Annotated in this window: 11 protein-coding genes; 8 read left to right on the top strand and 3 right to left on the bottom strand. The window is 77.5% G+C overall.

The window, feature by feature from the left end; translation table 11 throughout:
• The first annotated feature begins 13 nt into the window (after positions 1-13).
• The 3 genes from D5H78_RS07885 to D5H78_RS07875 all read left to right on the top strand — a co-directional run bounded on the left by D5H78_RS07885 (position 14) and on the right by D5H78_RS07875 (position 2,912).
• Positions 14-1,207 carry an MFS transporter gene (locus tag D5H78_RS07885; protein WP_165865651.1) on the top strand — a complete coding sequence of 398 codons (1,194 nt, stop codon included), beginning with the start codon at positions 14-16 and terminating at the stop codon, positions 1,205-1,207.
• A 107-nt stretch (positions 1,208-1,314) separates the two neighbouring features.
• Positions 1,315-2,160, top strand: a complete 846-nt coding sequence (locus D5H78_RS07880; protein WP_425472929.1) for a DUF427 domain-containing protein — start codon at positions 1,315-1,317, stop codon at positions 2,158-2,160.
• Positions 2,161-2,222: 62 nt separating this feature from the next.
• Positions 2,223-2,912 carry an HAD family hydrolase gene (locus D5H78_RS07875; RefSeq protein WP_119949834.1) on the top strand — a complete coding sequence of 230 codons (690 nt, stop codon included), beginning with the start codon at positions 2,223-2,225 and terminating at the stop codon, positions 2,910-2,912.
• Positions 2,913-2,974: 62 nt separating this feature from the next.
• Here the strand turns inward: D5H78_RS07875 and pepN are convergent, their stop codons facing one another.
• Positions 2,975-5,521, bottom strand: coding sequence for an aminopeptidase N (pepN, locus tag D5H78_RS07870; protein WP_119949833.1), 2,547 nt, complete (start codon positions 5,519-5,521; stop codon positions 2,975-2,977).
• 183 nt (positions 5,522-5,704) lie between these two features.
• Between pepN and D5H78_RS07865 the strand changes: the two genes are divergently transcribed.
• Genes D5H78_RS07865 through D5H78_RS07855 form a run of 3 tightly spaced genes read left to right on the top strand, consistent with a single transcriptional unit; the run spans position 5,705 to position 9,259 of the window.
• A complete protein-coding gene (locus D5H78_RS07865; protein WP_119949832.1) occupies positions 5,705-6,313 on the top strand; it encodes a mycothiol-dependent nitroreductase Rv2466c family protein in 609 nt (202 codons plus the stop codon).
• Entirely contained in the window at positions 6,288-7,010 is a 723-nt protein-coding gene (gene trmB, locus D5H78_RS07860; RefSeq protein ID WP_119949831.1) for a tRNA (guanosine(46)-N7)-methyltransferase TrmB, read from the top strand. The genes D5H78_RS07865 and trmB overlap by 26 nt, the downstream gene beginning before the upstream one ends.
• Before the next feature lie 29 nt (positions 7,011-7,039).
• Positions 7,040-9,259: a SpoIIE family protein phosphatase gene (locus tag D5H78_RS07855; protein ID WP_165865650.1), complete on the top strand. Its 2,220-nt coding sequence runs from the start codon at positions 7,040-7,042 to the stop codon at positions 9,257-9,259.
• Positions 9,260-9,284: 25 nt separating this feature from the next.
• Here D5H78_RS07855 and D5H78_RS20250 read toward each other — a convergent pair whose 3' ends face one another.
• Complete coding sequence (locus D5H78_RS20250) at positions 9,285-10,235, bottom strand: AraC family transcriptional regulator (RefSeq protein ID WP_119949829.1); 951 nt, start codon at positions 10,233-10,235, stop codon at positions 9,285-9,287.
• Between the two features lie 102 nt (positions 10,236-10,337).
• Here D5H78_RS20250 and D5H78_RS07845 point away from each other — a divergent pair, with 102 nt between their 5' ends.
• Both D5H78_RS07845 and D5H78_RS07840 read left to right on the top strand, forming a co-directional pair.
• On the top strand, positions 10,338-11,180 hold the full coding sequence (locus D5H78_RS07845) for an NmrA family NAD(P)-binding protein (protein ID WP_119949828.1): 843 nt from the start codon (positions 10,338-10,340) through the stop codon (positions 11,178-11,180).
• Positions 11,180-11,605: an anthrone oxygenase family protein gene (locus tag D5H78_RS07840; RefSeq protein ID WP_119949961.1), complete on the top strand. Its 426-nt coding sequence runs from the start codon at positions 11,180-11,182 to the stop codon at positions 11,603-11,605. The genes D5H78_RS07845 and D5H78_RS07840 overlap by 1 nt, the downstream gene beginning before the upstream one ends.
• Here D5H78_RS07840 and D5H78_RS07835 read toward each other — a convergent pair.
• The gene (locus tag D5H78_RS07835; protein WP_119949960.1) at positions 11,565-12,587 is read right to left on the bottom strand and encodes a helix-turn-helix transcriptional regulator; all 1,023 of its coding nucleotides are present in this window, start codon (positions 12,585-12,587) and stop codon (positions 11,565-11,567) included. The two genes, D5H78_RS07840 and D5H78_RS07835, sit on opposite strands and share 41 nt — an antisense overlap.
• Between the last annotated feature and the right edge of the window lie 67 nt (positions 12,588-12,654).

The following is a 12,654-nucleotide window of genomic DNA, read 5'->3' as shown; positions in this document are numbered from 1 at the left end:
CGGACCCCTCGGCGTGCCGGCCTTCCGCTGGCTCTTCGCCGGCCAGACCGTCAGCGCCGTCGGCGACCAGGTGCTGCCGGTGGCGGTCGCCGCGGTCGTCGTGGGCCGCGGCGGCTCGGCCGGGGAGCTCGGCCTCGTCCTCGCCGCCCGGACCGCCGCGCTGGTGCTCTTCGCGCTGCTCGGCGGGGTCTGGGCCGACCGCCTGCCGCGGGTCCGCGTGCTGGTCGCCGCCGACGTGGTGCGCCTGCTCGCGACCGCCGGGCTGGCTGTGGCCGTCGGCACGGGGAGCCCGCCCACGTGGGCGCTCGCGGCCCTGGTCCTCGTCGTCGGTGCGGGCGAGGCGTTCTCCCGCCCCGCGTACAGCGCCCTGCTCCCGACCGTCCTGCCGGCCGAGCAGCTCCCCGCCGGGAACGCGCTCTCCGGCGGCGGGCGCCACCTGGCGCAGGTGCTAGGGCCGGGGCTGGCCGGTGCGCTGCTGCTCGTCACCGGGCCGGCCGCCGTGTTCGCCGTGGACGCGGCGTCGTTCGGGATCAGCCTGCTGACCCTGCTGCGCGTGGCGGAGCCGGTGCGCCGGCGCGCGCCCCGCCGCCGCCTGCACGCCGAGGTCGCGGAGGGCCTCGTCGCGGTGCGCGAGCGGCCGTGGGTGGGCGCGGTGCTCGCCATGTCGTGCGCCCAGCTGCTGCTCGCCCTGGCCCCGGCGACCGTGCTGCTGCCGATCGTCCTCGACGAGGGCGGGGCGCGGGCCTCGGCGTACGGGCTCGTGCTCGCCGCCGGCGCGCTCGGCGGGCTCGCGGGGGTGCTGGTGGCGGGCTGGTGGCGCCCGGCGCACCCCGGCCTCGCGGGGCTGCTGTGCCTCGCCGCGTGGGCGCTGCCCCCGCTCGGGCTGCTCGTGCAGGCGCCGGTCCCGCTCCTGGCCGCCGCCTGGGCGCTGGGCGGCGCCGGCCTCGGCCCGTTCAACGTCTGGTGGGAGACCGCGCTGCAGCGCGCGGTGCCGCCGCACCTGCTGGCGCGGGTGGTGTCCCTGGACTGGCTGTGCAGCCTCGCGCTGCTGCCGCTCGGCCTGGCGCTGGTCGGGCCGGTCGTGGCGCTCGTCGGCCGCGGGCCCGTGCTCGCCGCGGCGGTCGGCGCGATGGCGGTCACCTCGCTGCTGCCGCTGCTCGTGCCGGGGGTGCGCGACCTGCGCGACCCGGCCGGCCGGGGCGCCTGACGGCCGGTGCCGCGAGGCCGACCCTGGACGACCCCCGGTGCTCAGGAGCACGGTGGAGGAGCGGGGCGGGGCAGCCGTGCCTGCGGGTCGGGAGGGCGGTGGGCGACGTGGCCGTGCGCATGGACGGGCTGGTCCTGGGTGCGCTCGACGCCCTGCGCTGGCAGCCGGTCCCGAGCCGGGTCCGCGGCTCCCTGGGCGGTGCGGTCGTCGTGGACAGCGCGCGCGCCGCCCTGGTCTGGGAACCCCGCCGCGTGGTCCCGACCTACGCCGCGCCGCCCGCCGACGTCACCGCCGGGCTCATCGAGGCCGCGGCGGACCCGCGGTCCTGGGAGGACGTCGGGCTGCCGCTGCCGGGCGCCACGCCCCGACCCGTGCTCGACCCGTCGGTCGCGTTCGCAGTGCACACGGCCGCGGGCACACCACTCACGCTGCGTACCGGCGGGGGCGAGGCTGCGGCGTTCCGCCTCGACGACCCCGACCTCCCCGGGTGGCTGCTGCTCGACTTCGCCGGGTTCGACGCCTGGTGGGAGGAGGACGAGCCGGTGCTCGCTCACCCGCGCGACCCGTTCCACCGGGTCGACGCGCTGCGCAGCTCCCGGCAGGTGGTGGTCGAGCTCGACGGCGTGGTCCTCGCCCGCAGCGACCGTCCGCTGGTGGTCCTGGAGACGATGCTGCCGCCACGGTCGTACCTGCCGCGCGAGGACGTGACCGCCCGGCTGGTGCCGAGCGCGAAGCGCACCAGGTGCCCCTACAAGGGGCTCGCCTCCTCCTGGTCCCTGCTGCTGGGGGACCGCCTCGAGGAGGACGTCGCCTGGTCCTACGAGGACCCGGTGCCCGAGGCGCCCGCCCTGCGCGGGCGCGTCGCCTTCTACGACGAGCGCGTCGACGTCGTCGTGGACGGCGTCCGGCGCGAGCGTCCCCTGACGCCCTGGTCGCCGCGTCCGCGCTCCTGAGCGACTGCCCCGGCGGCTCCCGGTGGTGTCGGCGCGGGGCCGCGCGGGGTAGGGGCGGACCCGTGAGCGACCACGACCTGCGCCCCGGCGTCCTCCTCGACGTGGACGGCACCCTGCTGGACACCAACTACCTGCACGTCGTGGCCTGGTCGCGGGCGTTCCGCCGGACCGGGCACGAGGGGGTGTCGATGTCGACGATCCACCGGGCCATCGGCATCGGCAGCCAGGAGCTGGTCGGGCACGTGCTCGGCGACGGGCTCGACGAGGAGGCGGTGTCGGCGGTCGTGGACGCGCACAGCGCCTGCTACGAGGCGTTCCAGGACGACGTGCTCGCGTTCCCGCGCGCCGGGGAGCTCGTCGAGGCGGTGGCCGGGCTGGGGCTGGCCGCCGTGCTCGCGACCAGCGGGCGGGAGCAGGACCTGGAGTGGATGCGCCCGGCGATCGGCGCGGGGGACGCGCTCTCCGGGGCGACGACCTCGGGCGCGGTGGACCGGGCGAAGCCGGCGCCCGACCTGCTCGTCGTGGCCGCCCGCGAGAACCACCTAGACCCCCGGCGCACGGTGGTCGTGGGGGACACCCTGTGGGACGTGCAGGCGGCGAACGACGCCGACATGGCGTGCATCGCCCTGCTCTGCGGGGGCCTCAGCCGGGGCGAGCTGCTCGACGCCGGAGCCGCCGCGGTCTACGACGACCCGTCGGCGCTGCTCGAGGACCTGCAGGGCTCGCCGATCGGGCGCCTCGTCGAGCGCTGACCCCGGGCCCGGCCGCCGCACGGGCAGCCGGGCCCGGGGTCAGACGCCCAGGGGCCGGGCGCTCAGCGCTTGGCGTCCCGCGCCTGCGCGGCGAGCGCGCGGGCGACGCCGTCGCGGGACTCCTGCACGAGGCGGCGCAGGGCCGGCGGGACGTCCTCGCCCGCCAGCCAGGCGTCGGTGCGCCGGAGCAGGTCCTCGCTCGCCAGGAGCGTCGGGTAGAGCCCGACGACGACGTTCTGCGCCGTCTCGTTGGTGCGGGTCGCCCAGACCTCCTGCAGCACCGCGAAGTACGGCTCGACGTAGGCCTCGAGCAGCGCCCGCTGGCGCCGGGACGAGAAGCCGCCGATGGTGGCGGTCTGCAGCGCGTTGGCCAGGTCGTCGCGGACGACGACGGCGTCCCACGCGGCGCGCTTGGCCTCGGCGGTCGGCACGGCGGCGCGCGCCGACGCGGCGTGGCGGGCCCCGGTCGCGGTGTTGTCGCGCTCGAGCTCCGCGGCGACCTCCGCCTCCCCGGCGCGGCCGGCCTCGACGAGCGCGTGCAGCAGGGCCCAGCGCAGGTCGGTGTCGACCTCGAGCCCGGGCAGCGCCTGCGTCCCGTCGAGCAGGCCGGCGACGAGGTCTAGCTGGGCGTCGCTGCGCGCCTCGCCGGCGAAGGCCCGCACGAGCTGCAGCTGCGAGTCGCTGCCCGGCGCGGCGTCGCGCAGCAGCGCCTCGTAGCCGTCCGCGAGCCGCTGCTCGGCCTCGGCACGGTGCTCCGGGGCCACGTAGAGCGCGACGGCCGCCTCGGCCTGGCGCAGCAGGGTGCGCACGACGGAGGAGTCGGACTCGGTGCCCACCCCGCCGAGCACCAGCTCGAGGTAGTCGCGGGCGGCCATCTCCGCGTCGCGCGTCATGTCCCACGCCGCCGCCCAGCACAGCGTGCGCGGCAGGCTGTCGCGGAAGGTGGCGATGCTGCCGAGCACCGTCTCGAGCGAGCGCTCGTCGAGGCGGATCTTGGCGTACGCGAGGTCGTCGTCGTTGAGCAGCACGAGGTCGGGGCGCCGCTCGCCGACGAGCTCGGGCACCTCGGTGCGCTCGCCCGCCACGTCCAGCTCCAGCCGCCGCCGGCGCACCAGGTGCTCGCCCTCGCGGTCGTAGAGCCCGATGGCCAGCCGGTGCGAGCGCAGCACGGGGTGCTCGGCCGGGGCCTCCTGCAGCACGGCGAAGGCGGAGATGGTGCCGTCGGCGTCGGTCGAGAGGTCCGGGCGCAGCGTGTTGACCCCCGCCGTCTCCAGCCACTCCCGCGACCAGGCCGCGAGGTCGCGGCCCGACGTGCGCTCGAGCTCGACGAGCAGGTCGCGCAGCGTGGTGTTGCCCCAGGCGTGCGCGGCGAAGTAGCGCCGGATGCCCTCGAAGAACGCGTCGCGCCCGACGTACGCCACGAGCTGCTTGAGGACGGACGCGCCCTTGGCGTAGGTGATCCCGTCGAAGTTGACCTCGACGTCCTCGAGGTCGCGGATGTCCGCGGCGATGGGGTGGGTGGAGGACAGCTGGTCCTGGCGGTAGGCCCAGCCCTTCTCCGCGTTGGCGAAGGTCGTCCACGCCTGGGTCCAGCGCGTCGCCTCGGACTGGCACAGGACGCTGGCGAACGTCGCGAACGACTCGTTGAGCCAGAGGTCGTCCCACCAGCGCATGGTCACGAGGTCGCCGAACCACATGTGGGCGAGCTCGTGCAGGATCGTCTCGGCGCGCCGCTCGACCGTGGCCTCGGGGACCTTGCTGCGGAAGACGTAGTCCTCGAGGAAGGTCACCGCGCCGGCGTTCTCCATGGCGCCGGCGTTGAACTCCGGGACGAAGAGCTGGTCGTACTTGCCGAACGGGTAGGCGCGGTCGAACAGCTCCTCGAAGAAGGCGAAGCCCCGTCGCGTGACGTCCATGACCTCGTCGGCGTCGAGGAACGGCGCCAGCGACCGGCGGCAGAAGACCCCGAGCGGCACCGTGCGCCCGTCGCGGGACGTGAGCTCGCCGCGCTCGACGTGGTAGGGCCCGGCCACCAGCGCCGTGATGTACGACGACATGCGCAGGGTCGGCTCGAAGGCCCAGCGCGCGACGCCCTCGCGGACCTGCTCCGGCTCCGGGGTGGGCGAGCCGCTGACGACCTCCCAGTGCGCGGGCGCGGTGACCGTGAAGCGGAACGTCGCCTTGAGGTCGGGCTGCTCGAACACCGCGAACATGCGCCGGGAGTCGGCGACCTCGAACTGGGTGTAGAGGTAGGCCTCGCCGTCGACCGGGTCGACGAAGCGGTGCAGGCCCTCGCCGGTGCGCATGTACGCGCAGTCGGCGACGACGAGCAGCTCGTTCTCCGCCGCCAGCCCCTCGAGCGCGATCCGGTTGTCGGCGACGACCGCCGCCGGGTCGAGGCCCGTGCCGTTGAGGACGACCTCGTGCACGGTCGGCGCGATGAGGTCGACGAACGTCGAGGCGCCCTCGCGGGCGGTGAACCGCACGCGGGTCGTGGACCGGAACGTGGTCTCGCCGGTGGTCAGGTCGAGGTCCACCTCGTAGGCGGACACCGACAGCAGCTCCGCGCGCTCGCGGGCCTCGTCGCGGGTGAGGTTGGTACCGGGCACGGTCGCGTGCCTCCTTCGCCGTACGGTCGCAGGGCGTCCCGGTGGGGACGCCAGATCCTCCCACGGGGGCCGGAGGGGGAAGACCCGCCGTCCGTCCGGGGTTGCCCGCCAGAGGCTGTCGGAGCCGTCCGACAGGATCGGCCCCGCCGGCGCGGGACGACGCACGACACCACGAGGAGAGCGATGAGCGAGCGCAAGACGGCGGGCTTCTGGTTCGACCCGCTGTGCCCCTGGGCCTGGATGACCTCGCGCTGGATGCTCGAGGTCGAGCAGGTGCGCGACGTCGACGTCGAGTGGCACGTCATGTCGCTGGCGTACCTCAACCAGGGCCGCGACCTGCCCGAGCAGTACCGCGAGCTCATGGAGAAGGGGTGGGGCCCGGTCCGGGTCGTCATCGCCGCGCAGGAGCAGCACGGGCAGGAGGTGACCCTGCCGCTCTACACCGCGATGGGCCAGCGCATCCACCTCCAGCAGGAGCAGGACTTCGGCAAGGTCGTGCGCGAGGCGCTGGCCGAGGTCGGCCTGCCCGCGGAGCTCGCCGACGCCGCGACCTCGACCGCGTGGGACGAGGCGCTCAAGCGCTCGCACCACGCCGGCATGGACCAGGTGGGCATGGACGTCGGCACCCCGGTCATCGCCGTGGAGGGCGTCGCCTTCTTCGGCCCGGTCGTGACGCCCGCCCCCAAGGGCGAGGCGGCGGGCCGGCTGTGGGACGGCGTCGTCCTCGTGGCCTCGACCCCCGGCTTCTACGAGCTCAAGCGCACGCGTGACCGCGACCCCGTCTTCGACTGAGCGGGTCCCGGTCGCCGGCCGGGCGCGCGAGCTGGCCACCACCAAGCGCCGCGGCCGGACCACGCCGCGCCAGCAGCGCTCGCTCGAGCGCCTCTGGCCGCGCTACGGCGTGGAGGTCGCGGCCGAGGGGGAGCCGTGGCGGCTGGACCGGCGCGCGCTGTTCGGGCGCGAGGCGCCCGTCGTGCTCGAGGTCGGGTTCGGGATGGGGGAGGCCACCGTCGCCATGGCCGCGGCCGACCCCGGCCGCGACGTGCTGGCGGTGGACCTGCACGTGCCGGGCGCGGGCGCGCTGCTGCACGAGCTCGACGCGCGCGGGCTCGCCAACGTCCGCGTCCTGCAGGCCGACGCCCGGCGCGTGCTCCGCGAGGGCCTGGCGCCGGGCTCGCTCGACGAGGTCCGGGCCTTCTTCCCCGACCCGTGGCCCAAGGCACGGCACCGCAAGCGCCGGCTCGTCGACCCGGCCTTCGCCGCGCTCGTGGCGGACCGGCTGGCCGTGGGCGGACGGCTGCACGTGGCCACCGACTGGGTCCCCTACGCCGAGCAGGTCGTGGAGGTGCTCGCGGCCGAGCCGCGCCTGGAGGTGCTGCCCGGGCGGGACCGCCCGGCGCACCGGCCGCTGACGCGCTTCGAGCGCCAGGGCCTGGCCAAGGGGCACGTCGTCACCGACGTCGTCGCCGTGCAGGTCCGGGCGGAGTAGCCGGGAGCCGCTCGGGCACCATGGGCGCCATGGGCGCCATGAGTGAGGGGGAGGGGCTGCGCCCCGCGGAGCTGCTGCAGCTCGCGGCGCTCTCGGGCGAGCCCAGCGGGGGCGACCTGGCGACGGTCCTGCAGTCGGTGACCGACGTCGGCACGCGCCTGACCGGGGCCCAGTACGGCGCCTTCTTCTACAGCGGCGAGGACGAGCAGGGCCAGCGGCTCGACGTCTACGCGCTGTCGGGGGAGCCGCCCGCGTCGTTCCCCCGCGAGGTCCCCGTCCGGCACACCGCGCTGTTCGCCCCGACCTTCGCCGGGCAGGCGGAGGTCCGCGTCGACGACCTGCTCACCGACCCGCGGTACGGCTCGCGCGGGCCGGGCGGGCTCCCCCCGCACCACGTGCCGGTGCGCAGCTACCTCGCGGTCCCGGTCGTCACGCCGGACGAGCGGGTCCTCGGCGCCCTGCTCTTCGGGCACCGCGAGCCCGGCCGGTTCGGCGAGCGCGCCGGGCTCGCGGCCCGCGCGGTGGCGGCGCACGCCGCGGCCGCGGCGGAGAACGCCCGGCTGTACGGCGCCATGCGCCGGGCCCGGGAGGAGGCCGAGCGCAGCGCCGAGCGCCTGGCGCTGCTGCAGGGCATCACCTCGCTGCTGTCGACCGCGTCCTCGACGGCGGAGATCGCCGCGCGGGTCCCGGCCGCGCTGACGCGTACCCTCGGCTCGGTCGGCTGCAGCCTCTACCTGCTCGACGCGGCGGCGGGCGCGCTCGTGGGCGTGCCGTCGCCGACCCTGCCGGCCGCCTCCCGGGCGGTGCTCGCGCACCTCCCGCTCGACCGACCGACGCCGCCGACGGAGGCGGTGCGCACGCGCCACGGCGTGGTGGTCCCGCGCGGCGGGCTGGCGGCGTACCCGTCCCTCGCGGCCCTGGACTGGTCGGACACGGGCACGCTCGTGGCGCTGCCCGTCCTCGACCGGCTGCGCGCCCCGCTCGGCGCTCTCGTGCTGCGCTGGCGCGAGGACGAGGTGGTGGCGCCCGGCCTCGGCGACGCGGTGGGCCAGCTGCTCCTCGCGGTCGCCGAGCAGCTCGGGCAGGCGCTGGAGCGCAGCCGGCTCTTCGACGCCGAGCACGAGGCCCGCGCCCAGCTCGGGGCGTCGGTCACCGCGCTGACCGACCTCGCCCGCACCCTGCAGAGCGGCCTGCTGCCGCAGCGGCTGCCGACGCTCGAGCGGGTGGCCACCGCGGTGCGCTACCAGCCGGCGGTGGCCGGCGCGGAGGTCGGCGGGGACTGGTACGACGTCATCGCCCACGGCGACACCGCGACCTTCGTCATCGGCGACGTGCAGGGGCACAGCACCACGGCGGCGGGCCTCATGGGCCAGCTGCGCACGGCCGTGCGGGCGTACGTCACCGAGGGGCACGACCCGGCGACCGCCCTGGCCCGCACGAACGCCCTGCTCGTGCAGATGGACGTCGAGCTGTTCGCGACGTGCTGCCTGCTCCAGCTCGACCAGGCGACCGGCGAGGTCGTCGTCGCGACGGCCGGGCACCCGGCGCCGCTGCTGCTCGCCGGGGACGGCCCCGTGGGCGAGCTCGACGTGGTCCCGGGCCTGCCGCTGGGCATCGACGAGGACGGCACGTACGCCCTGACCACCGCACGCCTCGACGGGCGCAGCCGGGTTCTGCTCTACACCGACGGCGTCGTCGAGTCCTCCACCGCCGACATCGAGACCGGCCTCGCCGCGGTGCGCGGGGCGGCGAGCGAGGGTCGCGGGCTGGACGCCGAGGCGCTCGCCGACCGGGTGCTCGCCGGCATCCCGCACCGCCTCGCGGACGACGCGGCGCTGCTCCTGCTCGACTACGCCGGACCGCTGCGGCGGCGGGCCGAGGTGGCCGTGGAGCTGCCGGCGGACCTGCGGGCGGTGTCCGAGGCGCGCCGTGCGACCGCGGGGACGCTGGGCCAGTGGGGGATCGACGGCGACCTGCTCGACTCCGCGCTGCTCGTCGTCAGCGAGCTCGTCACCAACGCGGTGCTGCACACCGGGGAGCCGTGCCGGCTGGTGCTGGCCCGGGAGCAGGACGGCCGCGTGCTGCGCATCGAGGTGCACGACGACAGCACCCGGCACCCCAGCCCCCGCGAGGCGTCCGACGACGCGCTCGGCGGCCGGGGGCTCGCCATCGTCGAGGCGCTGGCGCAGGACTGGGGCGTCAGCCCGCAGGGCGAGGGCAAGGCGGTCTGGGCCGACCTGCGGACCTGAGGGCCCCGACCCCGCTGCTCCCCCCTCAGCCGGCGGCGGCGCGGTGCTCGGCCGGGCTCACCCCGCGCTCGCGCTTGAACGCGGCGCTCAGGGCGAAGGGGCTGCCGTACCCGACCCGCCGGGCCACGGCGGCGACGGTCGTCCCCGGCTCGCGGAGCAGGTCGGCGGCGAGGTCGAGGCGCCAGGCGGTGAGGTACGCCATCGGCGGCTCCCCGACGAGCGCGGTGAACCGGCGTGCCAGCGCCGTACGGCTGGTGCCGACCGCGGCGGCGAGGGAGGTGACGGTCCAGGCGCGCTCCGGCGCGGACTGCAGCAGGCGCAGGGCGGGGCCGACCACGGGGTCGGCCGCGGCGGCGTACCAGCCGGGCGGGCGCGCCCCCGGGCGGTCGAACCAGCCGCGCAGCACGGCGACGAGCAGCAGGTCGAGCAGCCGGTCGAGCACGGCCTCCTGCCCCGGGTCCTCCCGGGCGGCCTCCCGGGCCAGCCAGGCGACGACCGGCGCGACCCCGCCGGGCCCGTCGCGGCCGGGCCCGGCCCGCGCCACGAGCACCGGCGGCAGGGCGGCGAGCAGGCGCCGGCTCACCGCGCCCTCCTCCTGGTAGGTGCCGGTGACCAGCCGGGTCGACCCCTCGCGAGCCCCGCCCCAGGTGCGCGGTCCCTGCCAGCCGAGGGGGACCTCCACCCCGGCCGGGGTCGTGCAGCGCTGGCCGGGGTGGATCACCGCCTGCACCGGGGTCGCGGGATCGTCCGCGACGCCGTACGCCCCCGGGCCGCGGACCACCGCGATGTCGCCCGCGGCGAGCCGCTCGCGCGGTCCGGCGTCGGGCAGCAGCCAGGCGGCACCGCGCACGACGGCGAGGACGGTGAGCGGGGCCCGGTCCTGCACCCGCAGCGCCCACGGCGGGTCGAGCTCCGAGCGGAGCACGAACGCACCGCGCGCCCGGGGCCCGTCGAGCAGGCCGGCGAGGGGGTCCACGCGCCCACGCTAGACCCGGACGCACGTCCGCCGGGAGCCCTGCGCATGCGGACGCGCTCCTCGGCCATGTCCAGGCGCTCGCCGCGGGGCTGGACTGGGGCCATGGCGCTCACCACCACCCGGACCAGCACCCGTCCCGTCCTCGTCCTCGGCGGCACCGGCACGACCGGCCGCCGCGTGGCCCGCCGGCTCGCCGCGGCCGGCTGCCCCGTCCGCGTCGGCTCGCGCCGGGCGGACCCGCCGTTCTCCTGGGAGGACCCGTCCGGCTGGGAGCGGGTCCTCGACGGCGCCCGCGCCGCGTACGTGTGCTTCGCCCCCGACCTCGCCGTGCCCGGCGCTCCCGAGGTGGTGGCCTCGCTGGCGCGGGCCGCGCGGGCGGCCAGCGTCGAGCGCCTCGTGCTGCTCAGCGGCCGCGGTGAGGAGGAGGCCGAGCGCGCCGAGCGCGAGGTGCGCGCGGTGGACCCCGCGACGACCGTGGTCCGCTCGAGCTTCTTCCTGCAGAACCTCGACGAGGGGCTGCTCGCGCCGGAGGTGGCCGCCGGCCTGCTGCGGCTGCCGCCGGGGGGCGTGCGCGAGCCGTTCGTCGACGTCGAGGACGTCGCGGACGTCGCCGCCGCCGCGCTGCTCGACGACCGGCACGCGGGGGAGGCGTACGAGGTGACCGGCCCGGAGCTGCTGTCCTTCGCCGACCTGGCCGCCGGGCTGTCCGCCGCGCTAGGGCGGGAGGTCCGGTACGAGCGCGTCGACCCCGGCGCGTGGGCCGCGGCGCTGGCGGCGCAGGGCCTGCCGCCGGAGGTGGTGGACCTGCTGCGCTACCTGTTCACCGAGGTGCTCGACGGTCGCGGCGAGCGGCTCGGCGACGGGGTGCAGCGCGCGCTCGGCCGCCCGCCGCGGCCGTTCGCCGAGTACGCGCGCCGGGCGGCCGCCGGCGGGGCGTGGGGCTGATGGCCGCCCTGGCCCTGGCGACGGGCACGGGCTGCGCGCTGGTCGGGGGCGTCCTGTTCGCCTTCTCCGGCTTCGTGCTGCCGGCGCTGGCCCGCCTGCCGGGCGGGCGCGGGGCGGAGGCGATGCGGTCGGTCAACCTGCTCGCGGTGCGGCCCCCGCTGATGCTCGCTCTCCTCGGCACGGCCGCCGGGTGCGCGGTCCTCGGCGTCCTCGCCTGGCGCCGCGGGGAGCCGCTCGTCGTCGCGGGCTGCGCGGCCTACCTCGTGGGCGTCGTCGGGGTGACCGTCGTCGCGAACGTGCCGCTCAACGACCGGCTGGCCGACGGCCGGGTGGCGTGGGACGCGTACGTCGCCGCGTGGGGCCGCTGGAACCACGTCCGCACCCTCAGCGGGGTCGTCGCCGCGGTGCTGGTGCTGGCCCGCTGACGGCGGCCGGGGCGGCGGCCGCGGCGGCGCAGCGCGCGGACAGCGCCCGGAAGGCGTCGGCCAGGGCCGGCGGGCCGACGGCGAGCACGTCGGCGTCGAAGCGCGCGACGGCGGCGGCGAGGCCGACCCAGGACCAGGAGCCCAGGGTCAACCGGCAGCGGTCGGGGCCGAGGGCCTCGACGACGCCGTCGTGGGCGAACGGCGCGACGCGCTCGGCCGGCAGGGCGAGGTCGACGGTGCCGGTGCACGGCCAGGCGTCCTCGCCCGGGGCGGCCCCCTTCGCTGCGGCGCCGACGAACGCGGCGACGTCGCCGCCCGGCAGCGGGCGCGGGGCGAAGCGCGGGCCGAGCGGGGTGCGCGGCACGACCCGGTCGCAGCGGAAGGTCCGCCAGTCGTCGCGGTCGAGGTCGAACGCCACGAGGTACCAGCGCCCGGCGCGGCTCACGAGGTGGTGCGGCTCGACCCGGCGCGGGGCGACGTCGGGGGCCGGCCCGCCGGGGAGGCCGGCGGGCCGGTGCTCGAGGCGCAGGACCTGCCGGTCGCGGACCGCCGTGCTCAGCGCGACGAGGACCTCGGGGTCGACGGCGGCGCCCGTGCGGCCGGGCAGGGTCGTCACCCGGACCGCGTCCACCCGGTGCCGCAGCCGCGCGGGCATGACCTGGCGGACCGTGGCCAGGGCCCTGGCCGCGGCCTCGCCGACGTCCGCCCCGCTCGCGGCCGCCAGCTGCAGCGCGACGGCGAGGGCGACCGCCTGGTCGTCGTCGAAGAGCAGCGGGGGCAGCTCGGCCCCGGCGTCGAGGCGGTAGCCGCCGTCGGGCCCCATGGTCGCGCGGACCGGGTACCCGAGCCCGCGGAGCCGGTCGACGTCGCGGCGCACGGTGCGCCGGCTGACCCCGAGCCGGTCCGCCAGCGCTGCGCCCGGCCAGTCGCGCCGGGCCTGCAGCAGCGACAGCAGGGCCAGCAGCCGGGACGACGTCCCCATCTCCTCGTGCACGTGTCCGAGGATGCCCGGAGTCGAGGACACTTCCTGTCCCCTACCCCTGCGAAGG

The organism is Vallicoccus soli (assembly GCF_003594885.1).
In the GTDB taxonomy this organism is placed as follows: Bacteria; Actinomycetota; Actinomycetes; order Motilibacterales; family Motilibacteraceae; genus Vallicoccus; species Vallicoccus soli.
Note: the sequence above shows the minus strand (reverse complement) of the source record. Positions and strands in the feature narration are given on the sequence as shown.